Source organism: Halomonas almeriensis, assembly GCF_030409235.1.
GTDB lineage: Bacteria > Pseudomonadota > Gammaproteobacteria > Pseudomonadales > Halomonadaceae > Halomonas > Halomonas almeriensis.
The window spans coordinates 26,449-49,230 of record NZ_JAUFPO010000001.1 but is presented as its reverse complement, the minus strand read 5'-3'; the positions used below and the strand labels follow the sequence as shown (position 1 = coordinate 49,230).

Here is a 22,782-nt window from a genome sequence, read left to right as displayed (position 1 = left end):
CGAAGTACCATGAGGCTCCATCATCGACACATTGACGGTGTTGCACTCAGAACCTGCATCCGCCCCTTCTTGTGGTGCGACGGTCCTTCAGAGTTATTCCACCACGGCAGCTTGGGTCCACCTCGACCAAAAACAATGTAAATAAAGACAATGAGAAAAATGATCATTATGAGCGGCATGACTACGGGGAACACCCACCAACCGCCCCAGCCAAAATGTTCGGGACTCATAATTTTTCTCCTTCTTCGGCGATGCTCGGCCTATAACGCCGCCAACACGCGCGGCTTTGTAGTGGAGGCGCAGCCGCAACGAAAAAGCCGTCGCCGTGCTTGGCCTTGTTAGAGCAGGCCCTGGAATCAACCTCCGAGACCAATAAAAGCGCCTCCGCCGTGCATTGCATTACCTGAGAACACGCTCCCCCCCACAGAGAGGCCAGAACTATCGCCCTGCATATTGAGTCCGATCGGTCGGAAATCGAGTTGGTCGATAATTGCCTGTTCGGAATCAGAGCTTTTCACGGACAAGATCAGGTCACCTGAAACTAAAATTTTAAGATGATCTTCGTCTTCGTACACTTTCACTCTTGCATGCTGAGAGACTGACGCTTCAACGATTGTTATAAAACGCTTTTCCTTCGCATCTTCAACCGCCTGCAACCAAATTTTGGGCTTATCGCCTTTGCCGACAAGCAATGGCAGAATTTCTCCAGCAGCCACAACGTGGCCACCACCAGAAATGGTATTACTGCAGACCACAAGAGAGGGATAAGGGGTAAATCCTTCTGGGAGGTTATTCTTGGTGATCATTCACTCTCTCCTTTAAATACTTGTCGTTTGGTTGGAGCCTGTTCAAAGTGGTCTCTAATATTCTTGATCACCTCTTTCCTTCGATCGGGTAAGGCCAAGCCAATAAGATATAGAATGGCAGCTATGCCAAAACCGGCAGCGAGCGCAACCCACTCACCTGAACTAACGCGAGAAATGTCTGAGTAACCTTTAGCTCCAATATTAAGGCAAAAACCAAAAGTGGCCAGAGCGATGCTATTCGCCCAATTGTAGGTGACAGGTTTTCCATGCATCAGCCGCTCAAACTCAACTTCCCGGAGAAGGTATTCCGCCTGCCAAGTTCCGATGTCAGTTCCAGTGAGAAGATCTGGCACCAGCTGCGTGTCAGAGAGCTCTCGGTCTCGTACGATTTTGTCAGTCATATGAACTCAACTAGAAAGCCTCTAACGCCCGGCTCACGCGCCGGTTTGGAGCCGCAGCGCGGCGGAAAAGCGGTCGCTGTGCAGCCGATTGTTGGGCATAGGCCTCACTGCTCGATTCGCTGGAAAACGAATTGCTCAAGATCTTTCCTCAACCGCACTCCAACGTCGGCTCCTATCATCCACCGGTCCGAGAGCATGAAGTTTGCCGATTTATCACCGAAGGGTTGAATCGTACATCCAAAGCGACACGCCACCGTTTGTGCAGCGAATATTCCGTGAAGACGCCCTGGCATTAGTGTCTTTGAGCCATTCTTTGAAACTATTGGCAGGTGATCTTCCGTCGATACTGTAGAATAATATGTAAGTCGTTTGGCATCGTTACCCTCGACCAAATCTACAAACGCTGCTTGGTTTTCTCTTGCCTCCAACTCCATTGGGATGAGAGCGTATGGCTCTTCTTCATCCTCAGCGATCGGAGCGGCTAAAGAGGCGTATTGGTGGACTATCAGGTTTCGGGCACCATCGTTCGAAATGAGAACTTCGACCCGCAAATACTCTCGGCTTTCCCCTCGTAGCGTCTGTTCGACGTCTGTAATCAAGCTTGAAGCAGCTTCGTCAAGACCTTGCGCCAATTTTATTACTTTACCAAAAAGCCAGCGAACGTGTTCCTCTTCGAGGTGAATCCATAGTCGCCGCATTATATTCATTGCCTCGAGGTGACCCCTCAATCCCTCAGGCGATTGATCCTCTTTGCTTTGCTTCAACCTACGCTCAGTCTCAGCCTCAACATCAATCTCTGCGAGGTTGTACGCTTGATTTTCTGTAAGATTTACACGGGCTCTTTTTACATCCTGCCAAGCATCCGGATGGGGTTGCTTCAAGATGGCAGGAACCTCTGACTCGAAGTGCTTGATTGCGGCATGGCCGAGGGCTTCGATTTCCGCTCCGAAAGCTTGCCATTCCCGCAGCAGCGACTTTCTCTGCTGATCTTTGGACTCACTCGCCTCCAAGATATGAGGTTTCGCCAAGAGATCTTCAATGTGAGCAAGGATCGAGCGATGGGCCGTCAGGGCTGTGTTTGATTTAGAGATGAATTCTTGGAGATCCTTTACACTCATTTGTTGTTTCAAAGCTGGCAGGATCGGGGAAGCCCGCTCACGTTGAATCAACGAGAAATCGATATCGACCAACTCTTGCTCGGTCGGCATTTTAGGCCCGAGATTAATTGAAAGAATCTGGACTGCAGGCCGTGCACGCCGCCACCGGCGAGTTACAACTGCTGTGATGATCGCGGACACGACCACGCCAGCGAGGAAGATAATCCCGTTCCACATACCAATACTTAAATCCTCCATCTATCGTCTCCTAATGTTTGTATTTACCGCCCAACGCTGAGCTGAGGCGCGCGAGCTTTGCGAGCGTCGCTTCGAGCGCCAGGTTATGCAGTTACTGGGAGGCTACTGGCCGCATCTCATAAATTCGCCCATATCGCGCCGCTGCATCGAGATCGCCTTCGCGAAGGGCATCACGTACATCATCCAGCTTGTATGCATCGTCGACGCTGAGGTAAGGAGACCACTGGGTATTGTCCTCAATCAGCGCTACTTCTACCTCAGCAACATACTTGCCCTCGTGCACATACTTTGTCTTAACCCGCTGTGCCATGGCTACTTCCTCCTCATGAAATCTTCATCCCACCGAGCCGGATCCGGCCTATAGGCGGTAACCAAAACGGCAGGTTTGTCATATCCTTTGGGGATTCCCCATACGACATGTATCGGAGCACCGCCTCTATCCTTCTGTAACAGTAGCACGCTTGGCCCCTTCGGATAGTTCAGATAATCCTCTACTACTATTGCCTCGAATACCCCGGTGACCGCTTCACGAGCCGTGATCCCATCATCTACCAGCTCATCGTATCCGTGCTCGGATACCCGAACCTCATCCCCCTCAACCAGTTCCTGCAACCGCACCAGCAAATCACTCACTCTGAATTGTCCGAACCACTCTCAGTTTCATTTCCGCATAACGCTCGCATTTGCGGCTGGTTTGGAGCGCAGCGGAAAACCAGTCCGACAACATGCGCTTGTTAACACTTTACAGCGTGTGGTTGGCAACACCGCTCAACTTATGCTCTTTTATCATCCAGCGAGCCATTTCGCCAAACTCATTTTCGAGATCAGAAAATATATGAGCTGTTCTTGGGCTAATCAAAGGTCTCATTTCAGAAGCAGGAAGATCATATTTAATTGACTCTTTTCTAAACTCGTATCCCCAGTTTGCGATAGCAGCGAGATTCAATGCGATTTTTGTATTCTTGACCTTATGCCAGATATCTCTTTGATTCTCTACAGGCATTCTTTCGCCAAGAGTAATAGACTTTATCGTTTCTAAGGGAATATCCATTACATAAACCGGAAAGCCGTTATGTTCGCTAACCTTTGTGCAATCAGAGAGATTTCTAACGATTCTATGTTCTTTTTCGTATTCCCAGTCCTTCGGCTTTACGCAAAGCTCCGCTATAGGAATTGGAGATTCACCATTTAAATAGGAGCTGATATCCTTTTTAGGTCTATTCTCTCGATACTCTATATCAAATAGGCCCGCGAAAAATTCATGCTCTTCATCAAACTCAATAACAGCTCCTGAATACTCCTCAGCATAATGTGACCACATTAGTAGAGATGACTCGTTTTTAGACAAGCACAGAATACCAATGGACTGATTGAGCGAGCTTAGAATCCTTCTAGAGTTGAAGTCATTACAATAGTCAGACTCAAAGTCAATTGCTAACTCCCCAACACTCGGTTGCCTTCTGGGTGCAAGAACATCAAACCTGATAGATATCTCATTAGATTCGAGATCTTTCGGAACATGTAATTCCGGAACCATTTCAAACGGATCATTGAAAGCCCCCGGCTGAGTGAACCTGACACTCCCATCTAAAACTCTCAACGTATTCTCAAATGTCAAATACTTGTATAGAGCCACAGTCTCTCCTGGAGTGTTAACAGGTATTAGATAGCGCGTTCGTTTATTCACTTGAACGATCACGCACGTTCAATATTCTTATCTGAATTAATTAACTATCTGATTTTAAAGACAACGGTTGCATTCGTTCAGCCTAAGCCGGATTCGCGTGCTTGCGCGTTTTGCTTTTCACAATAATACTGTATATACATCCATAACCGTTTAGGTGTGGCCATGCACGGCAAGACCCCAAAGCTGATGGACCGGGTCAAGGCGACCATGCAGGTGAAGCGCTACAGTCCCCGAACCGAGCAGACCTACTGCTACTGGATTCGCTTTTTCATACGATTCCACGGGGTGCGCCACCCTGCAAGCATGGGCGGACCCGAAGTGCATGCCTTTCTCGAACACCTGGCAACACAGCGGCATGTCGCGGCGGCTACTCAGAACCAGGCATTGAATGCACTCGTATTTCTTTATCGTCACGTCCTGGAGCAGCCATTGGGCGATATTGGTGATTTCTCACGCGCCAAGCGTCCCCGCCGACTCCCGGTCGTACTCTCTCACGACCAGGTTATGCGAGTGTTGGATAACCTCTCGGATCCGATGCACCTCATGGCGAGTCTGATGTATGGCGCGGGATTGAGGGTACTCGAGACCTGCCGCCTGCGTGTACGCGATATCGACTTCGATCGGCAGGTACTCACGATTCGGGCCGGCAAGGGCGATAAGGACCGCACTACCTTGTTGCCCTCCACCTGTATTCCCGCAATACAACACCACATCAGTTCAGCCAGGGATCAGCTCGAGTGTCGCCTACAGCACGAAGCTGTGCCGGTCACCATGCCACATGCCTTGGATCGCAAGTATCCCACAGCGGGAATATCACTGGCCTGGCAGTGGCTTTTCCCTGCCAGTCGTCCCTGTTTCGATGATACGGGAAAGTTGGTGCTTCACCACATTCACCCTTCAGCTGTGCAACGGGCGGTCAAACACGCAATGAGAGCGGCTGCACTGCCCCGTCCCGGCTCTTGCCATACACTGCGGCACAGTTTCGCGACACAACTGCTGAGTCAGGGTACGGATATCCGCACGGTTCAAGAATTGCTCGGCCATAAAAGCGTCGAGACGACCCAGATCTATACGCATGTGCTAGGCAACGAATTTGCAGGGATTCGCGGCCCTCTGGGGTGATTTGCTCGGGATTCAGGCACGCTACCGCCATATACCTGCATGTAGCGAAAGCGCCCTGCTCTCTGTGCGGTAGTCCCTTGCGTGTTGATATTGTCATTTATCCAGCACTCTTCGGTGCCTTCGATTTCAAGCCTAATCATCCCGGCTTTTGACTGTAAAGCGTCGTAACAAAAAATGGCGGGATGCGTTGGTACATGCCGCCATTTTAATGAACGGGAGTTAACCGCCAAGTGTCAGACCATCTTCTTGTCTTCGACTTCTTCGGGCGTGGTGCCGGGGGGCAGCGGGTGGCCCTTGGCGAGTTCGGCGCGGGTGGCGTCGCGGATGTCGAGGAGCGTGACCCGGTAGGTGAGCGAGTGGCCGGCCAGCGGGTGGTTGGTGTCGATGAGCACGCTGTCGGGGCGGGCTTCGAGCACGGTGACGATTTCCGGGCCGTCGTCGCCGGGTGTCTGGAAGCGCATGCCGGCCTGGAGGTCGTTGTTGGGGAAGGCCTCGCGGCCGACTTCGCGCACCAGGCTTTCGTCGCGCACGCCGTAGGCCTGCTCGGGGGCCAGGGTCACGCTGAGCTCGTCGCCCTGCGCCTTGTCGAGCATGGCTTCCTCGAGCCCGGCCATGATGTTGCCGTGGCCGTGCAGGTATTCCAGCGGCTTGTCGCGGGCCCGGGAGTCATCCAGCGTCTGGCCCTGGGCGTCGCTGAGTACATAGTGAAAGGTGACGACTCGTTGCGGCGCGACACGCATGGCTATCTCCTCGGAATATCTAGTTGGGTATCGGTCAGTCGCATCGACGCAGCTGGCGGACGGGCATTTCCAGATGCTGCTGCTTGTGCAGCATGCCGAGCAGCACGATGGCGCGGTCTTCGCCCTTGTGGGTCTCGAACACGGCCTGGAGGTCCTTGAAGGGGCCGGAGGTGATCTCGACGGCTTCGCCGGCGCGGAAGTAGACGTTGGCGGAGCTGTCGTCCTGGGGGCCGGCGTTGGCGCGCAGGGCTTCCACCAGGTCGTCGTGCACCGGCACGGGTGATTGCAGGCCGAAGGTGACGATCTTCAGCACGCCCCGGGTGGAGCGGATGGGCCGCCAGTTGCTGGCCAGCTTGTCCAGTCGGATGAAGAGGTAATTGGGGAAAAGCGGCTCGACGACCCAGGTAAGCTTGCCGCGGCGCTTTTTCTGGACTTCCAGCACCGGGTGAAAGATCTCGAAGCCCTGGTTGTCGAGGTGTTCCACGGCACGGAAGGATTCCCCGCCCTTGCACTGGATTACATACCAGCGCGGCACGGCATCATCTTCCTCGCTCGAGCATGGGCTGTGGTCGTTCATGTTGCTCCTGGTCGTTGCGGCTGGTATCGCCGGCGGTGCTCTGCAACAATCGGGCACGCGCCCGGTGGGGATCCTTCCTGCCCCGCATCAAGGCGTATTCTAACATTGTTGATCGGCCCCGCGAGGGTCGCTCAGGCACGCCGCAAGGAGAGCCCGCGCCATGCCGACACCTTCCGTTCACCGCAGCTGGTCTGATGCCCTGGCGATCTATCTCAGGGCGCCCGTGCTGACCATGCTGTTCCTGGGTTTTTCGGCCGGCTTGCCCTTTCTGCTGGTGTTTTCCACCCTCACCGCCTGGCTGCGCAGTGATGGTGTCGAGGTCGCCGCCATCGGCTTCTTCGCCTGGATCGGCATGCTGTATTCGATCAAGTTCTTCTGGGCGCCGGTGGTCGACCGGCTGGCCCTGCCCGGCCTGACCCGCTGGTTCGGCCAGCGGCGTGGCTGGATGCTGCTGGCCCAATCGATGATCGCCCTGGGGCTGGTGGGCCTGGCGCTCACCGATCCGGTGGGGCATCTCACCCAGGTGGCGATCTTCTCGCTGCTGGTGGCCTTCGGCTCGGCGACCCAGGACATTGCCATCGATGCCTTTCGCATCGAGTCGGCGCCGGATGACATGCAGGCGGCCATGGCCTCGACCTATATCGTCGGCTATCGCGGCGGCCTGATTGCCGCCGGGGCCGGCGCCCTCTATGTGGCCTCGGCGGTGTCCTGGGAGGCGGCCTATCTGTGCATGGCGGCGCTGGTGCTGGTCGGCACCCTCACCGTGCTGATCCGCCCGGAGCCGGCGCGTCTCTCGCTGACCACGCAGTTGATTCACGAGCCCCGGGTACGCGCTTTCCTGCGCGCCAGCCGCGGCAAGCCGGCCTGGCTGCGGCGCCTGGGGGCCTGGATCATCGGGGCCATCGTCTGCCCGTTCACCGACTTTTTCGTGCGCTATCGGCGCCAGGCGCTGTGGCTGCTGGTGTTCGTGGCAGTGTTCCGCATCAGCGATCTGGCCATGGCCTCGATGGCGCATCCGCTGTATATCGATCTGGGCTTCTCGCTGGACACCATCGCCAGCGTGACCAACATCTTCGGCATCGCCATGAGCATTCTCGGCGGTCTGCTCGGCGGGGTGCTGGTGGCACGCTACGGGGTCGGCACCATGCTGGTCTTCGGGGCCACGGCCACGGCGCTGACCAACCTGCTGTTCGTGCTGCTGGCGTCCACCGGCGACAACCTGGTGATGCTGGTCGTCACCATCATCGGCGACAACCTGTCCAACGGTCTGGCCAGTGCCGTCTTCATCGCCTTCCTGTCGAGCCTGACCTCGCGGGCCTATACGGCGACCCAGTACGCGCTCTTTTCCTCGCTGATGACACTGCCCGGCAAGTTCCTGAGTGGCTTCGGTGGACTGGTGGTCGATTTTCAGGGCTACGCTAGCTTCTTCCTGCTGGCCTCGGCGCTGGGTGTGCCGGCCATTCTGCTGGCCATCTGGATTCGCCGTGGCACCCTGCTCAAGGGCGCCGTCGCCCAGTAACCCCCGGGCTCCCGGTGCCCTGGGCCGGGCCTGCCGAGCCTGCCGGGAAGAGGCTCAGCTCGGGTCCCGGGCGCTCAGCCACTCCAGGGCGCCCGGCGTGTTGCGCCATTGGTCGCGCATCAGGGTGCGATACTGCCAGGCCTCGGCCCGGGTGCCGGGCGCCGCCTCGCTGTCGCTGCCGGGAGGCTCGGCCGGCGACTCGTTGCACAGCAGTGCCAGTACATGGCGATTATGCTGCTGTATCCGCTGCAACTGCTCGCTGGCTTCGTCATAGCGCTCCAGCCGGTAGAGCGCCAGCAATTGGCCCATCATCATGCCCAGCATGGCGCCGGGCTCCACCTGATCATCGGCCATGGCCTCGCCACTGAGGGTCAGGGCCTCGTCGTTGCGCCCTTCGCGCAGCAGCTGGTCGAGCACCAGCTCGCGCAGGCCCAGGCTGTCCTGATCATCCAGCGCCAGCAGTCGCTCGGCGAGCTGGCGAGAGTGTTGCCGAGCACCGCGCTCCATGCCAACCACCAGCGCCAGGCCAGTGCGCAGGAGTACGGCGTTGTCGGCGTTTTCCCAAACCATCGCCGAGCCCTGCCACGCCTGAGCCTGACTTAGCCAACCATCCAGGCGCCGAGCTAGGGGCTCGAAAAGGCTGGGCGCCATCCACGGCAGGCTGCCAAAGCGGCTGGTCAACGCCAGCGCCAGCGACTCTACCACGGCGGGCGAGTCCAGCCATTCCGGGTTGGCGCACAGGGCCGGCAACCAGTCCTCGGCCTGCAACCAGGGGTCGCTGTCGAAGCCCAGCAGGGCTTCCTGGTCCACCTGGGCAACGAACACCGCCTGAAAGGCCGCGTAATGCGTCGTGTCCCGGGCACTGGCGTGATAGGTCAGGCCGTCTTCGTCGAGCTGGAATTCGAGCGCCGGGGCCTCGGCCAGCTCGTGCATCAGGGCCTGCAGGGACACAAGGGGTTCGGCCAGGTCGGCCTCGGCGTTGAGCAGCTGTTCGGCCAGGGTAGCTCCCGGGTTGGCCGCCAGCTCGGCCAGAAACTCCAGTTGCTCGGGCTCCAGGTCGCCCTGCCGGGCCAGGCGCCGATACCAGAAGCGTGAACGCTCGGCGGCTTCCGCCTCGTTGCCCTCGTGGAGCAGCAACATGGCCTCGATGTAGGCCAGGGTCGGCGAGTCGGGCAGTGCCTGCTGGGCGCGCACGAAGGCCGCCCGGGCGCTGTCCAGGTCGTCGTTGTCGAGATGCAGTAGACACAGCCGCTCCAGGGCAACGCCGCGCAGGGACAGGGGGCCATGCTGGAAGACGGCATCCAGCAGGGCCTGGCGCTTGCGGTTGAAGCCCCGCTCCTGATAGAGGTCGACGAGAATCTCGAAAGCCGGCTCGGCCTGATCGGGCAGGTTGCCCCAGTCGGGGTTGTCGAAGACCGCTTCGAGGGTCTGCTGGGCGCGCCCGCGCTGGCCGGATTCGCCGGCAATCAGGCCGGCCTCGAGCAGCGCCTGCGATGGCGCCAGCCCACTGGCCAGCGCCGCCTTGAGCGTCGCGCCTTTCCATTCGCGCAGAGACAGCATCCACATCAGGTGGCCGGGCACATGCCCGGGCAGCGACACGGCGCCGCAGCAGTGTCGCATCCTGAGTCCGGAGTCGCACCAGCAGGGCTCGTTGTCGCCCGGCCGGGCCAGCGGCTCGCACGCAAAGTCCAGCCGCTCCAGCGGCGTCTGGGACCAGAGTTCCGGTGCCAGGGCCTGGGCCGTGGCCAGATCGCCCTCGAAGTGCGCTGGACCCTCTTCCCGCGCCCAGGCCATCAGGGTGGGATAGCGCTCATCCTCGCGTATGGCTCCCAATGCTCCGGACGCGAACCCCAGCAACTGCTCTACCCATACCGCCAGCATCGCTGTCTCCAACACGTTCGGAAAACGCCACAGTCTAACAGCTGCGTGCCGGCCTGGCAGCCGCTCACTCCGAGGCCCACTGCCGCAGCGGCGCAGTGCGTGCGGCCATGTCGAGGCGAGCCTGCAGCCGCACCAAGTTCCAGTAGTGGCCATTGAGGGTACGCGACAGCAAGAGGGTATCGGCCGGCGGCTGCAGCCGGTCCAGGGCCGCCCAGATCTTCGGGCTGAGCTCGCGCACGCGCTGATGAACACGGATGTCGCCGAAGTCCTGGGGGCCCGGCTCGAACAGCGGCGCGATGGCATCGGCGGTCTCGCGGTACAGCCCCAGCGGTGCGCCCTGCCCCTGGCGGCCGCCGAGCGCCATGACGGCCTCGTCCACGGCCATGGGGTCCTTCTCGAGGGTGGCCTCCAGCAGGTGCATCAGCGTGCGGAGCCGTGCCGCCGGAACCTCGATGACGGCGCCCAGATCGTAGATCACCAGCCGCCCTTCGGCATCGGCGGCGAAGTTGCCGGCATGGGGGTCGGCATGCAGCTCGCCATGGGTGAAGAGCTCTTCCGTCAGCCAGTCGGCCAGGGTCGCGCTGATGCGCTGGCGAAGGCCGTCCTCGGCGGACTCCAGGTCGCGCAGCGGGGTGCCGTCGACATAGCGCATGGCCAGTACGCCCTCGCCGCAGAGGTCGGGCAGCGGTTCGGGAATCACCACTTCATCGCGCGCGGCGTAGCGTTGGCGATAGCGCGACAGGGCATCGGCCTCAGCCCGGTAGTCCAGCTCGCCACGCAGGCTGGCAGCCAGCTCCTCGAACATGGCATCCAGCCGCGCCTGGGGCATGCGCAGCCAGCGGCCGAGGCGCATCAGGCGCCGCACCTGGCGCAGGTCATCCTCCAGCACCTGGGCCAGTCCGGGATACTGCACCTTGAGCACCACGCTCTCGCCGTCATGCGTGACGGCCCGATGCACCTGCCCCATGGAGGCGCTGGCAAAGGGCCGAGTCTCGATGGAGGCGAAGGGGATCTCGATGTCGCCATAGCAGGCTTCCAGGGTGCGCCGAATGTCGTCCCAGGGCATGGGCTCGGCCTGGCGCTGCAGACGCGCCAGTTCATCGGCCAGCTCGGGTGGCAGGACGTCATCCCACTGGGACACGATCTGGGCCAGTTTCATCGCCGGTCCCTTGAGCTCGGAGAGCCCATCGAACAGTGCCTGCCCGAGGCCCTGCCAATCGGCCTGCCCGCCCAGGCGCTGCTTGATCACGGCGCCGCCGGCTCGCGACCCCAAACCGAAAAGACGCCGTCGTCGACCCTGTTCTCTCACTGTTGCCTCCCTTCCGCTCAGCGCGCGGGTGACCGGCCGGTTTGCGACCGGGCCCTCTGGCGGATACCAATAAATACTGTAAGAATCCCCATGTTCGCTCATTGCCCCGCGAGATGCCATGCGTCTGATCATCGCCGAGAAACCCAGCCTGGCCCGAGCCATCGCCAATGCCCTGCCGAACTCGCCGCGTCAGGAGGAAGGCGCCCTGGTGGCGGGCGACACCACCGTAACCTGGTGTCTGGGCCACCTGCTGGAACAAGCGCCACCCGATGCCTATGACCCGGCCCTGAAGACCTGGCGACTCGACAGCCTGCCCATCCTGCCGGACGAGTGGCGCTTGATGCCGCGCCCCAAGGCCAAGGGGCAGCTTGGCGTAATTCGCCGCCTGCTGAAAAGCGCCACCCAGGTGGTGCATGCCGGCGACCCGGACCGCGAGGGCCAGTTGCTGGTCCAGGAGGTCATCGAGTACCTGGGCTGGAAGCGCGACGTGGCCCGCCTGCTGGTGAGCGACCTGAACGTGCCTGCGGTCAAGCGCGCCCTGGCCCGACTGGAGGACAATCGCCGCTACGCATCCCTGTATCAGGCCGCCCAGGCGCGCGCCCGGGCCGACTGGCTGTACGGCATCAACCTGACCCGTGCCTGGACCCTGGTGGGCCGCCAGGCGGGACATGACGGGGTGCTCTCGGTGGGTCGAGTGCAGACCCCGGTGCTCGGTCTGGTGGTCCGACGCGATGCCGAGATCCGCGACTTCACGCCGGTGCCTTTCTTCGTGCTATGGGCCGACCTGGCGGTGGCCCGCGGCACACTGCGCGCCTGGTGGGTGCCCGGCGAATCGCACCGACTGGATGATCAGGGCCGGCTGCTCGACCGCCGGGCCGCCGACGCTCTGGCGCCGCGCCTGCCGGGGGCCGAGGGCCGGCTGACCAGCCTGGAGAGCCGCGACAAGCGCCAGGCCGCGCCGCTGCCCTACTCGCTCTCGGCGCTGCAGGTCGATGCCGCACGTCGTCACGGCCTCTCGGCCAAGGCGGTGCTCGACATCTGTCAGCGTCTCTACGAGCGCCACCAGTTGATCACCTATCCGCGTTCGGACTGCCGCTACCTGCCCGAGGAGCACTTCCAGGGCGCGCAGCGCACCCTCCAGGGCGCCTGCCAGCATGACGAGACGCTGGGCCGCTGGCTGGCCGGCGCCGATTTCTCGCGGCGCTCCAAGGCCTGGAACGACAAGCAGGTGGGCGCCCACCACGCCCTCTCGCCCACCGGCAAGCCGGCCGAGCTGGAAAAGCTGTCGCGCCAGGAAGCCGACATCTTTCGCCTGATCACCCGCAATGTGCTGGCCCAGTTCTACCCCGCCCTGCAGACCCGCGAGGTGAAGGCCGAGTTCACCATCCTCGAGGAACGCTTCCGCGCCCGTGGCCAGGAGGTCCTCGAGCCGGGCTGGAAGCCCTTGTTCACCACCCGGGACGAGGCGCCGCCGCTACCTCCGCTCAGCGAGGGTGAGGCGTGTCGCGTCGAGGACGCCGGCGTGGAGGATCGCGAGACCCGCCCTCCCGAACATTTCACCGATGCCAGCCTGATCAAGGCGATGATGAACATCGCCCGCTATGTTGACGACGCCTCGATTCGGCGTACTCTGCGCGACTCCGACGGACTTGGCACCGAGGCGACGCGGGCCGGCATCATCGAGACGCTGCTGGAGCGCGGTTATCTGGTGCGCGAGGGCAAGAGCCTCAGGGCCAGCCGGCTGGGCAGCGCCCTGATCGCCTCACTGCCGGAAGCCGTGGGGCGACCAGAACGCACGGCACTATGGGAGCAGCGTTTGGCCAGTATTGCCGAAAATAATGATCCAGCGGCTCCCTTCCTGGACGGGCTGGTGACGGATCTACGCCAGCTGTTGCAACACGCCGATGCCGGCCGGGTCCGCAGCGCCCTTCAGCAGGCCCAGGGGCCCGAACCCCGGAGCGGCGGCAAGGCCGGCGGCAAAAAAGGCAGCCGACGCACGCAGCCACGGGGCAAGCGCACTCAGGGCAGCACGTCAGGTGGGAAAGCTTCCAACCAGAAGGGCACGACCCGCAGCGCGTCAAGCCGCGGCAAGTCCTCCGGCAGCTCGCGCTCACGGCACGGCAGTGGTGGCAAGTCGTCATGACGCAACTTATCATCGGGCCCGGCGCCATGGGCGGCCTGCTCGGCATCAAACTGGCCTCGCAGCAGGCGGTGATGCTCGCCGGGAGACGCCCTTTGCCGTCGCCACAGTCACTGACCAGCCCGCAAGGCAGCACAACTCAACATGCCGTGGATGGCCGGCTGGCCACCTCTTTGACCGCGCACGACCTCTTGACTGTCACCACCGTACACCTCATGACCAAGGCCTATGCCGCCGAGTCTGCCTTGGCCGAGGTGGCCACGCGCCTGCCGGCGGCAACGCCACTGGTACTTTGGCAGAATGGGTTCGAGGTGCAGCCCCGGCTGACCCGCGACTGGCCGGGTCCCACCCTGTGCGCCAGCACCACCGAAGGCGCTTATCGCCAGAGCGATTCACACATCGTGCACGCCGGGCATGGCCATACCTGGATCGGCCACCTGGAAGGTGAGCACGCGAGCCTGGCCACCGAGCTGGCCGACACCCTGACCCGGTCAGGTCTGGCCTGCCAGGCGGTGGACGACATCCACCAGCGCCTGTGGCACAAGCTGGCCGTCAATGCCGCCATCAACCCGGTGGTCGCCCGCTACCGAATCCGTAACGGGCGGCTTGCAGAACCACGCTTCGCGCCCATTACCAACGCCATCATCGCCGAAGTGGCGGACATCATGCACAGCGCCGGGGTTGCGTTGCCGGCCCGGGGGCTGAGCGGGCTGGTCTGGCAGGTGATCGAGGACACCGCCCACAACCGCGCCTCCATGCTGCAGGACGTGCTGGCCGGCCGCCCCACCGAACATGACGCCATCCTGCTGCCCCTGTTGCACCTGGCGCGTGAGCACCACAGAGAAGCGCCCTGCCTCGCGGCCTTCCACCGTTATTTTTACCAACGCTCGGCTACTGGATAGGTCGAAAGCCGAGTGCTAACTTTCATAGACCGTAAGGAATTGAAGTCGCAAACGGCCTCCCCTGGGCCACATTGAGGTCAGGGAACATGAAATCTCGAACCGAAAAGTGGATGACAACCGGCCTGGTGATGATGCTCACCGGACTATTCGGGGATATCACCTCGGCCGATGACAAACCGGTCTATTCCCCCCAGGCCACACGCATCACCCAACTGGACAACGGCCTGATCATCGAAGGCGAGGACGTCAAGACGCCGGACCGCTTCACCTCGGGCTTCAGCGTGATGGCCGGCTTCAAGCCAAGCCGCATGCCGGCCTTGGACCTAGGCGCGGAATTCAGTTATCACGACAGCGACGCTGTGCCCATGACCGGTGACCAGAAGCGCCTTGTCGACACCACCAGCCTCGGCGGCAGCCTGATCGCCGGCATTCGCCTGGAAGACGGCTTCGGCCTCTACGCCAAGTCCGGCCTGGCCAACTGGGACAGCGACGGCGTCAGCGACCCCGCTCGGGAAAACGGCACCACCCGCATTGAAGGCTTCGGCGCCCGCTGGCAGAACAACGGCGTCGTCAGCCAGCTCGAGTACGAACACTTCGACGACGCCAGTCTCTCCCACCTCAACCGCATCAACGCCTCCGTGAGGGTGCCGTTCTAAGCCCAGATGCGAGCGGCGAGCGGCGAGCAGGATGATGCCACCGCCCGCTTGGCCGAGAAGGCCGCAGCTCGTAGCCCACAGCTGAAAATCGTGCACTCAGCCTAAAGCTTGCAGCCAACAGCTCGAAACTCATAGCTTGCAGCTCGTAGCTCGTAGCTCGTAGCTCGTAGCTCGTAGCTCGTAGCTCGTAGCTCGTAGCTCGTAGCTGAAAATCGTGCACTCAGCCTAAAGCTTGCAGCCAACAGCTCGAAACTCATAGCTTGCAGCTCGTAGCTCGTAGCTCGTAGCTCGTAGCTCGTAGCTGAAAATCGTGTACTCAGCCTAAAGCTTGCAACCAACAGCTCGTAGCTCGAAACTCGTATCTCGCAACTCGTCCCCTACCCCGTATTCCTCAACCCGGCGGCGATGCCGGCCATGGTGACCATCAGGGCGCGGGAAAGGTCGGCGCTGATAGCGCCGTCGGCGTCGCGGTTACGCTGCAGCAGTTCGGCCTGCAGGCCGTGCAGCGGGTCGATGTAGGGGTTGCGTACCTCGACGGCCTGGCGGATCAGAGGAGTGTTTTCCAGCAGTTCCTGCTGGTCGAGGATTTCCAGCACCACCTGATGCAGGTTGCCGAAGCGGTCGCGCAGTCGTTGCCCTAGGGCTTTCAGCGGCGGTTCATCGACCAGCCGATGCTCGTAGTAGGCGGCGATGCTGACGTCCGCCTTGGCCAGCAACATCTCCAGCATTTCCAGGTAGGTGGCGAAGAACGGCCAGCGGTCGCGCATGTCGCGTAGCACTTCCATGCCGCCTTCGTCTTCCAGGCGTTTGGCGAAGGCTTCGCCGCTGCCCAGCCAGGCCGGCAGCATCAGGCGTGTCTGGGTCCAGGCGAAAATCCAGGGAATGGCGCGCAGTGTCTCCACGCCGCCGTCCTGACGCCGCTTCGCGGGACGCGAGCCGAGCGGCAGGCGACCCAGGGCACTCTCGGGTGTCACGGCGCGGAAATACGGCACGAAATCCGGGTCCTGGCGCACCACGCCGACATAATCGGCGTGAGCCACCCCGGCCAGCTTGTCCATCTCCTCACGCCAGGCCGGCTCGGGGGTCGGCGGTGGCAGCAGAGAGGCTTCAAGTACCGCACAGGTGTAGATTTCCATGGAGCGCAGGGCGATCTCGGGCTGGCCGAACTTGAAGCGGATCATCTCGCCCTGCTCGGTGACCCGCAGACTGCCGTTCACCGATCCCGGGGGCTGCGACAGGATCGCCGCGTGAGCCGGGCCACCGCCACGCCCCACGGTGCCACCACGGCCATGAAACAGCGTGAGGTTGACATCGTGACGATGGCACACCTCGACCAGAGTTTCCTGGGCGCGGTACTGGGCCCAGGCAGCGGCGAGCTGGCCGGCGTCCTTGGCCGAATCCGAGTAGCCGATCATGACTTCCTGGCGGTCACCGGCCAGCTCGCGGTAGCCGGGAAGCGCCAGCAACCGGTCGATGACATCTCCGGCGCGGTTGAGATCATCCAGGGTCTCGAACAGTGGCGCGATGGGCAGCCGGGCATCACCACCGACCTCCTTCATGAGCAGCGCCACGGCCAGCACATCCGAAGGCTGCCCGGCCATGGAAATGATGTAGGTGCCCAGCGCCTCGGCGTGCTCACCGGCGGCCACCCGGAAGGTGTCGAGCACCTCATGGGTCTCGGCGGAACATTCCCAGTGGCGGGGAATCAGGGGCCGCCGCGAGCTCAGTTCGGCCAGCAGGAAATCCTGCCGCTGGCCTTCGTCCCAGTCCCGGTAATGGCCGAGTCCCAGTGCCTCGGTGAGCTCTTCCATGACCTGCTCATGACGGCTGGCTTCCTGTCGCAGGTCGAGCTTGGTCAGGGTCACACCGAACACTGCCACGCGCCGCAGAGTATCGAGGAGCACGCCGTTGGCGATGGTGTCGAGTCCCACGTCGCACAGCGAACGGTAGCAGGTCAGCAGGGGGGCAAACAGCTGATCGCGGGTCTCGATGATCGGTCCACCCTCGTGGGAGCGGCCATCCAGTTCGGCCTTGGCCCAGTCCCGGGTTGCCTCGACCCGCGCCAGCACTCGCTTGAGCAACTCGCGATAGGGTTCGGCGACATCGCCGACCTCGGCCTTGAGTGCGCTATTGGCCTTCCACATGGAGAGCTCGGACTTGAGCTGCTCCAGGTCGCGCAGATAGAGATCGGCGGCCATCCAGCGGCCCAGCAGCAGGACCTCGCGCGTGACCCGTGCGGTGACATTCGGGTTGCCGTCCCGGTCACCGCCCATCCAGGAGGCAAAACGCAGCGGCGCGGCATCCAGCGGCAGGCGTTCGCCGGCGGTGTCCAGCAAGAGGTTGTCGAGATCGCGATGAAAATCCGGCACGGCCTGCCAAAGCGAGTTCTCGATGACCGCGAATCCCCACTTGGCCTCGTCCACCGGCGTGGGGCGTTCGTGACGGATCTCGTCGGTATGCCAGGCCTGGCCGATCAGTTCCTCCAGGCGCCCCCTGGCGCGGGCGCCACGCTCGGGATAGTCGGCGGAGGACTCGATGGCCGTCAGGCAGTCATCGATGGCATCGTACTTCTGGATCAGGGTGCGGCGGATGACCTCGGTGGGATGCGCGGTCAGCACCAGCTCGACCCGCATGTTGGCCAGGCTCTCCACCAGCTTGCGCGATGAATGGCCCTCGCGGCGAGCGCGTTCGAGCAACTCGCCGAGCACCGGCTGGCTGCCGGGCTTATAGTCCTCGACGCGGCGGAAGCGCGCGCGGTAGTGCTGCTCGGCGATATTGGCCAGATTGAGAAACTGGTTGAAGGCCCGGGTCACCGGCAGTAGTTCGCTTTCCGGCAACTGGCGCAGATACTCGATGAGTTCACGCTGGCCGTCGGCCTCGCCCTGGCGGCCTCGCTTGGCGAGACGGCGGATCGTCTCGATGCGCTCGACGAAGCCCTCCCCCAGGTCATCGGCGATAGTGCGGCCCAGGGTGTCACCCAGAATGCGGACATTGTCGCGCAGCGATTCGTGCAGGTCATGGCTCATGATCCAGGTTCTCCTTCCGACGATGACGGGGCTTGTCGTTCCTGTTGCTTGGCCTCCTGCCAGTGTTGCTCCATGCGTTGCAATCCCGCCTCACTGAGCGGTATCTGCTGAGCGGCCAGGGCATTCTCGACATGGCGAAACCGCCGCTCGAAGCGCGCATTGGTATCACGCAGACAGCGTTCCGGGTCGGCGCCGAGGGTCCGCGCCAGATTGACGCTGGCGAACAGCAGGTCACCGACCTCGGCAGCAGCATGCTCGCGATCCCCGGCCTCCAGCGCTTCGGCGACTTCGTCGAGCTCCTCGCGCAGCTTGTCGATGACCCCGCGGCTGTCCGGCCAGTCGAAGCCGGCGCCGGCGGCACGCTTGGACAGTTTGGCTGCCCGCGACAGCGCCGGCAGGGTACGCGGCACATCATCGAGCACCGAGCGTGCCTCACGGGCTTCGCGCTCCTCGGCCTTGAGGGCTTCCCAGCGCGACTTGACCTCGCGGGTCTGCACCTCGGCGGCGGGCACGCCCTGACGCCGCGACGCCAGAGTACCGTCGGGGAAGACATGCGGGTGACGTGCGAGCATCTTGCGGGTCAGCACATCCACGACTTCATGGAAGTCGAAGCGCTGCTCTTCGGCGGCAAACTGGCTGTAGTAGATGACCTGGAAGAGCAGATCCCCGAGTTCACCCGGCAGCTCGTCGAAGGCACGGCGTTCGATGGCGTCGGCCACCTCGTAGGCCTCCTCGAGGGTATGAGGCACGATGCTGTCCCAGTCCTGCTTGACGTCCCAGGGACAGCCCTGCTGCGGATCCCGCAGCACCGCCATCAGCGTCAGCAGATCCTCGAGGTCATGGACTGGCTGGCTCATCAGCGCTTGTTCCCCTTTTTGCCGCTGCCCCTGGCTTTGTCCGAGCGGGGCTTCTGCGCGCCCTTGTTCTGCGCTGCCTTCTTATCTGCCCCAGCGCCGCCCTGATGCTTGGGTTCCGTGTCGGTCTGCTTGCCACCCGAGCGCAGGCGGTGCACCTCGATGACGTTGGACAGCTGCTGAATGCGCGAAAACAGCCGTCCCAGGGTTTCCAGTCCGTCAACCTCGACGGTGATCATCATCCGCGCGATACCGTCATCGGTGTCGGTCAGAGTATTCACCGAGAGGACGTTGACCTTGTCGTTGCTGAGCACCGCCGTCACATCACGCAAAAGGCCCGAGCGGTCCCAAGCCTGGACCTCGATGTCCACCGGGTACTGGGTGTTGGCACGCTCGCCCCACTCCACTTCGATGATCCGCTGGGGTTCGTCCAGCCGCAGCTGCAGGATGTTCGGACAATCCTGGCGATGCACGGTGACACCACGCCCCTGGGTGATGAATCCGACAATCGCTTCCCCGGGCACCGGATGACAACAGTTGGCCATGCTGGTCTTGAGATTGCCTACCCCGAGCACGGTAATATCGTCGTCATCGCCCTTGCCGGAGACGCGCCTGGGCCTGGACAGCAGCTTGTCGAGCTGCTGATGCTCGTCGTTCTCGCCGAACAGTTGCTGCGCCTGATTGAGCACCTGACCGATACGCAGGTCGCCGGCGCCGAGTGCCGCATACATGTCGTCTGGGGCGAGGTAGTTGACCCGGTTGGCCAGTCGCGTGAGGTCCATGCCCTGGACATCGAGCCGCTTCATCTCGCGCTCGAACAGCGCCCGACCCTCTTCCAGATTCTGTTCGCGCGCCTGGTGCTTGAACCACGATTGGATCTTGGCACGCGCCCGGGAGGTGGCCACATAGCCCAGACTGGGATTAAGCCAGTCGCGACTGGGGCCGCCCTTACTGGCGGTGAGAATCTCCACCTGCTCGCCGGTATTGAGCTTGTAAGTCAAGGGCACGATACGGCCATTGACCTTGGCCCCGCGGCAGCGATGCCCGACCTCGGTATGCACGCGATAGGCAAAGTCGATGGGCGTGGCCACTCTCGGCAGATCGATCACGTGACCATCCGGGGTGAAGACGTAGATGCGATCCGGGGCCACATCGCTGGTGAGTCCTTCGCTGAGCTGGGCGACATCGCCCACTTCTTCCTGCCATTCCAGTACCTGGCGCAGCCAGGCGATCTTCTCCTCGTAGCCGGCACTGCGCGCATTGGTATCGTGGCCCTTGTAGCGCCAGTGGGCACACACCCCGAGCTCGGCTTCTTCATGCATGGCGAAGGTGCGGATCTGGATCTCCAGCACCTTGTTCTCCGGACCGAAGACGGCCGTATGCAATGACTGATAACCGTTTTTCTTGGGGTTGGCGATGTAGTCATCGAACTCGTTGGGCACATGATGCCAGCGCGAGTGCACGATCCCCAGCACGGTGTAGCAGTCGCTGATCCGCGGCACCAGAATGCGCACCGCGCGTATATCGTGCACCTGGGAGAAGTCGATGTGCTTGCGCTGCATCTTTCGCCAGATCGAGTAGATGTGCTTGGCCCGGCCATCCACCTGATGCTCGATCCCCTGGGCATCCATCAGCGTTTTGAGAGTGTCGACCACATCGTCGATGTAGCGGTTGCGATCCAGGCGCTTCTCGGCGAGCTGGGCGGCAATCGTCTTGTAATCCTGCTCATGCAGGTAACGAAACGACAGATCCTCGAGCTCCCACTTTAGATGGCCGATGCCCAATCGATGCGCCAGCGGGGCATAGATGTCGAAGACCTCGCGGGCGACCCGCAGGCGCTTGTCGCGGGGCGCGTCACGAACCTGACGCAGGGCGCAGGTCCGCTCGCTGATCTTGATCAGCGCGACCCGGACGTCGTCGATCATGTTGACCAGCATCTTGCGCAGATTGTCCTGCTGATCATGCTGTTCGAAATCCTGACTCGGGGCCTGGGCGGAACTGATGGCGGCCATCTGCAGCACACCATTGATCAATCCGGCGACCTCGTGTCCGAACCGCTTCTCGACCTCGACCAGGCTGATCCGTTGTTCGCGCACGGCCCGATACAGGACGGCCGCCTCCAGCGCCGACTGATCGAGCCGCAGCTCACCCAGGATATCGGCCATCTCGAGGCCCATGCGGAAACTCGAGCCATCCTTCAGCCAGGCCTTGTGCGGGCGCTCCGAGGCCAGTTCCAGTTGCTGGGCGAGCTCGCAGGCCACGCGCATCTCCTCGGCCGAGCGTAACCGGACATCTTCCTCGAGGCGCTCTACCCAGGCCGCAATGTCGACCCGCCCCTGCAGGTCCAGCGGCTGGTCCTCACGCACTTTAACCATGGTCTGACGCTCCTTGCCGCTGCCGCAGCGAGTCAGGACACTCGAGCAGCAGCATGGATTCGAGATGAGAGGTGTGGCTGAACATGTCGGCCACCGCGCTGCAGCGGATGACATACCCCGCCGCGACCAGCAGCGCCACGTCCCTGGCCAGGGTGGCCGGGTCACAGGAAATGTACAGCACACGGGGAACCGGGTGACGGGCAAGCTGGCGGCAGAGGGTTTCGGCGCCGCTGCGCGGCGGATCCAGCACCAGGACGTCGGGCCGTGTGTCGCCCAGCAGTTTGGTCACCGCCGTGGCGTCGCCGAGATCCGCCTGGCGAGCCGCGACCTCCAGACCGTTGTTGCGGGCATTGGCGGCCAGCCGATCGACCATGGCGGCGTTGCCCTCGACGGCCGTGACATGCCCCCCCCGCGCCGCCAACGGCAGACTGAAGTTGCCGATACCGGCGAACAGGTCCAGCACCCGGGCACCCTGGATCAGCGGGCCTAGCCACTCCATCAGGGTGTCGACCATGCGCTGGTTGACCGTTTCATTGGCCTGGAGAAAGTCGCCGGGGTCAAGGCCCAGGGTCAGCGACGGGTCGCCGGCACTGAGCTGACAGCTCAGCCGGGGTGCCCGTGTCAGCCACTGCCAGTGCGGCGACTCACGCCCCAGCAGTACCGCCAGGTGAATGTCATGGCGCGCCGCAAAGGCTCGCCAGCGCGCCATGTCGGCGTGCTGCTCACGCAACTGGCGAACCACCAGGGTCACGGCGCCATCCGTGGCGAGCAGCTCCAGGTGACCGACATGCCGGGGAGCGTCGAGGGCTTCCAGTTGCTCGCGCAGCGGTACCAGCAGGCTGGCCAGTTCCGGGCGCATCACCACGCAGCTGGTCAGATCGACCAGTCGATGGCTGTGACGCGCCCGAAACCCCATGCGCACCTGACCGGTGCTGTCGACCTTGACACCCAGACGCGCCCGCCGCCGGTACCCCTCGGCCTCGCCGCTCAGCAGGGTGACCTCCTCGGGCAGGCTGACTTTCTGGCGTGCCAGCAGCTCACGCAGCACATCAATCTTGTGCTGACGCTGGGAGGCTACCGCCAGGTGCTGGAGGTCGCAGCCACCGCACTGGGCATAATGCTCGCAGGGAGGCGTGACCCGAACCGGAGAGGCCGCCAGCACCTCAGTGACATGGGCTTCATCATAGCGCTTACGGGTGACATGCACGCTGGCACGCACCCGCTCGCCGTCGAGGGCATCGTCGACAAAGACCGTCTTGCCGCCGGGCTGACGACTGACCCCGCGGCCGTCATGCGCCAACCCCTGAATGGTCAGCTCGTTGGCACCGGGGGTCGGGCTGCTCGCGCCACCCGCGGCCGGCTGATCGGGCTGACTTAGCCCCGAAACCCCTGAACGTGCGCGTGCCGGTCGCCGCTTGCCGAGACCTGCCAC

Annotated in this window: 19 protein-coding genes; 5 read left to right on the top strand and 14 right to left on the bottom strand. The window is 62.2% G+C overall.

From position 1 onward, the window contains the following. Positions 1-356 precede the first annotated feature (356 nt). From QWY74_RS00215 to QWY74_RS00190, 6 genes are all read right to left on the bottom strand, one after another. Entirely contained in the window at positions 357-806 is a 450-nt protein-coding gene (locus QWY74_RS00215) for a hypothetical protein (RefSeq protein WP_290313534.1), read from the bottom strand. Continuing rightward, entirely contained in the window at positions 803-1,207 is a 405-nt protein-coding gene (locus tag QWY74_RS00210; protein WP_290313533.1) for a hypothetical protein, read from the bottom strand. The genes QWY74_RS00215 and QWY74_RS00210 overlap by 4 nt, the downstream gene beginning before the upstream one ends. Positions 1,208-1,311: 104 nt before the next feature. After that, complete coding sequence (locus QWY74_RS00205; protein ID WP_290313532.1) at positions 1,312-2,562, bottom strand: hypothetical protein; 1,251 nt, start codon at positions 2,560-2,562, stop codon at positions 1,312-1,314. A gap of 91 nt (positions 2,563-2,653) precedes the next feature. Beyond that, positions 2,654-2,872, bottom strand: a complete 219-nt coding sequence (locus QWY74_RS00200; protein ID WP_095617284.1) for a hypothetical protein — start codon at positions 2,870-2,872, stop codon at positions 2,654-2,656. Between the two features lie 2 nt (positions 2,873-2,874). Beyond that, positions 2,875-3,195 (bottom strand): DUF4258 domain-containing protein, encoded by a 321-nt coding sequence (locus tag QWY74_RS00195; RefSeq protein ID WP_290313530.1) that lies wholly within the window; start codon positions 3,193-3,195, stop codon positions 2,875-2,877. A 109-nt stretch (positions 3,196-3,304) separates the two neighbouring features. Continuing rightward, the gene (locus tag QWY74_RS00190; RefSeq protein ID WP_290313529.1) at positions 3,305-4,198 is read right to left on the bottom strand and encodes a DUF2971 domain-containing protein; all 894 of its coding nucleotides are present in this window, start codon (positions 4,196-4,198) and stop codon (positions 3,305-3,307) included. Between the two features lie 213 nt (positions 4,199-4,411). Here QWY74_RS00190 and QWY74_RS00185 point away from each other — a divergent pair, with 213 nt between their 5' ends. Then, positions 4,412-5,371, top strand: a complete 960-nt coding sequence (locus tag QWY74_RS00185; RefSeq protein WP_290313528.1) for an integron integrase — start codon at positions 4,412-4,414, stop codon at positions 5,369-5,371. 233 nt (positions 5,372-5,604) lie between these two features. On the opposite strand, the gene QWY74_RS00180 is transcribed toward QWY74_RS00185, so the two are convergent. Beyond that, on the bottom strand, positions 5,605-6,111 hold the full coding sequence (locus tag QWY74_RS00180) for an FKBP-type peptidyl-prolyl cis-trans isomerase (RefSeq protein WP_290313527.1): 507 nt from the start codon (positions 6,109-6,111) through the stop codon (positions 5,605-5,607). Between the two features lie 34 nt (positions 6,112-6,145). Continuing rightward, positions 6,146-6,688, bottom strand: a complete 543-nt coding sequence (rfaH, locus tag QWY74_RS00175) for a transcription/translation regulatory transformer protein RfaH (protein WP_264826769.1) — start codon at positions 6,686-6,688, stop codon at positions 6,146-6,148. Positions 6,689-6,848: 160 nt separating this feature from the next. Between rfaH and QWY74_RS00170 the strand changes: the two genes are divergently transcribed. After that, positions 6,849-8,207 (top strand): AmpG family muropeptide MFS transporter, encoded by a 1,359-nt coding sequence (locus QWY74_RS00170; protein WP_290313526.1) that lies wholly within the window; start codon positions 6,849-6,851, stop codon positions 8,205-8,207. A gap of 54 nt (positions 8,208-8,261) precedes the next feature. Here QWY74_RS00170 and QWY74_RS00165 read toward each other — a convergent pair whose 3' ends face one another. Both QWY74_RS00165 and QWY74_RS00160 read right to left on the bottom strand, forming a co-directional pair. Beyond that, on the bottom strand, positions 8,262-10,088 hold the full coding sequence (locus QWY74_RS00165) for an SEC-C domain-containing protein (RefSeq protein WP_290313525.1): 1,827 nt from the start codon (positions 10,086-10,088) through the stop codon (positions 8,262-8,264). A gap of 64 nt (positions 10,089-10,152) precedes the next feature. Next, positions 10,153-11,397, bottom strand: coding sequence for an ABC1 kinase family protein (locus tag QWY74_RS00160; RefSeq protein ID WP_290313524.1), 1,245 nt, complete (start codon positions 11,395-11,397; stop codon positions 10,153-10,155). Between the two features lie 118 nt (positions 11,398-11,515). Between QWY74_RS00160 and QWY74_RS00155 the strand changes: the two genes are divergently transcribed. The 3 genes from QWY74_RS00155 (at position 11,516) to QWY74_RS00145 (ending at position 15,095) form a co-directional block, all read left to right on the top strand. Then, positions 11,516-13,540, top strand: a complete 2,025-nt coding sequence (locus tag QWY74_RS00155; RefSeq protein WP_290313523.1) for a DNA topoisomerase III — start codon at positions 11,516-11,518, stop codon at positions 13,538-13,540. Next, the gene (locus QWY74_RS00150; protein WP_264826763.1) at positions 13,537-14,439 is read left to right on the top strand and encodes a ketopantoate reductase family protein; all 903 of its coding nucleotides are present in this window, start codon (positions 13,537-13,539) and stop codon (positions 14,437-14,439) included. The genes QWY74_RS00155 and QWY74_RS00150 overlap by 4 nt, the downstream gene beginning before the upstream one ends. A gap of 86 nt (positions 14,440-14,525) precedes the next feature. Continuing rightward, positions 14,526-15,095, top strand: a complete 570-nt coding sequence (locus QWY74_RS00145; protein WP_264826762.1) for a hypothetical protein — start codon at positions 14,526-14,528, stop codon at positions 15,093-15,095. A gap of 377 nt (positions 15,096-15,472) precedes the next feature. Here the strand turns inward: QWY74_RS00145 and ppc are convergent, their stop codons facing one another. The 4 genes from ppc to QWY74_RS00125 are packed head-to-tail and all read right to left on the bottom strand — an operon-like array spanning position 15,473 to position 22,782. After that, positions 15,473-18,121, bottom strand: coding sequence for a phosphoenolpyruvate carboxylase (ppc, locus tag QWY74_RS00140; RefSeq protein ID WP_290313522.1), 2,649 nt, complete (start codon positions 18,119-18,121; stop codon positions 15,473-15,475). Continuing rightward, positions 18,118-18,978 carry a nucleoside triphosphate pyrophosphohydrolase gene (mazG, locus tag QWY74_RS00135; protein WP_264826760.1) on the bottom strand — a complete coding sequence of 287 codons (861 nt, stop codon included), beginning with the start codon at positions 18,976-18,978 and terminating at the stop codon, positions 18,118-18,120. The genes ppc and mazG overlap by 4 nt, the downstream gene beginning before the upstream one ends. After that, positions 18,978-21,350 (bottom strand): GTP diphosphokinase, encoded by a 2,373-nt coding sequence (relA, locus tag QWY74_RS00130; RefSeq protein WP_290313521.1) that lies wholly within the window; start codon positions 21,348-21,350, stop codon positions 18,978-18,980. Before relA ends, mazG begins: the two co-directional genes overlap by 1 nt. Next, entirely contained in the window at positions 21,343-22,782 is a 1,440-nt protein-coding gene (locus QWY74_RS00125; protein ID WP_264826758.1) for an RsmD family RNA methyltransferase, read from the bottom strand. The genes relA and QWY74_RS00125 overlap by 8 nt, the downstream gene beginning before the upstream one ends.

What these genes read in the sequence shown, in the direction of transcription:
- QWY74_RS00155 (WP_290313523.1), top strand. Translation starts at nt 11,516, where the DNA reads ATGCGTCTGATCATCGCCGAGAAACCCAGCCTGGCCCGAGCCATCGCC.
- QWY74_RS00150 (WP_264826763.1), top strand. Translation starts at nt 13,537, where the DNA reads ATGACGCAACTTATCATCGGGCCCGGCGCCATGGGCGGCCTGCTCGGC.
- mazG (WP_264826760.1), bottom strand. Translation starts at nt 18,978, where the DNA reads ATGAGCCAGCCAGTCCATGACCTCGAGGATCTGCTGACGCTGATGGCG.
- QWY74_RS00200 (WP_095617284.1), bottom strand. Translation starts at nt 2,872, where the DNA reads ATGGCACAGCGGGTTAAGACAAAGTATGTGCACGAGGGCAAGTATGTT.
- relA (WP_290313521.1), bottom strand. Translation starts at nt 21,350, where the DNA reads ATGGTTAAAGTGCGTGAGGACCAGCCGCTGGACCTGCAGGGGCGGGTC.
- QWY74_RS00145 (WP_264826762.1), top strand. Translation starts at nt 14,526, where the DNA reads ATGAAATCTCGAACCGAAAAGTGGATGACAACCGGCCTGGTGATGATG.
- QWY74_RS00185 (WP_290313528.1), top strand. Translation starts at nt 4,412, where the DNA reads ATGCACGGCAAGACCCCAAAGCTGATGGACCGGGTCAAGGCGACCATG.
- QWY74_RS00165 (WP_290313525.1), bottom strand. Translation starts at nt 10,088, where the DNA reads ATGCTGGCGGTATGGGTAGAGCAGTTGCTGGGGTTCGCGTCCGGAGCA.
- rfaH (WP_264826769.1), bottom strand. Translation starts at nt 6,688, where the DNA reads ATGAACGACCACAGCCCATGCTCGAGCGAGGAAGATGATGCCGTGCCG.
- QWY74_RS00205 (WP_290313532.1), bottom strand. Translation starts at nt 2,562, where the DNA reads ATGGAGGATTTAAGTATTGGTATGTGGAACGGGATTATCTTCCTCGCT.
- QWY74_RS00210 (WP_290313533.1), bottom strand. Translation starts at nt 1,207, where the DNA reads ATGACTGACAAAATCGTACGAGACCGAGAGCTCTCTGACACGCAGCTG.
- QWY74_RS00170 (WP_290313526.1), top strand. Translation starts at nt 6,849, where the DNA reads ATGCCGACACCTTCCGTTCACCGCAGCTGGTCTGATGCCCTGGCGATC.
- QWY74_RS00215 (WP_290313534.1), bottom strand. Translation starts at nt 806, where the DNA reads ATGATCACCAAGAATAACCTCCCAGAAGGATTTACCCCTTATCCCTCT.
- ppc (WP_290313522.1), bottom strand. Translation starts at nt 18,121, where the DNA reads ATGAGCCATGACCTGCACGAATCGCTGCGCGACAATGTCCGCATTCTG.
- QWY74_RS00180 (WP_290313527.1), bottom strand. Translation starts at nt 6,111, where the DNA reads ATGCGTGTCGCGCCGCAACGAGTCGTCACCTTTCACTATGTACTCAGC.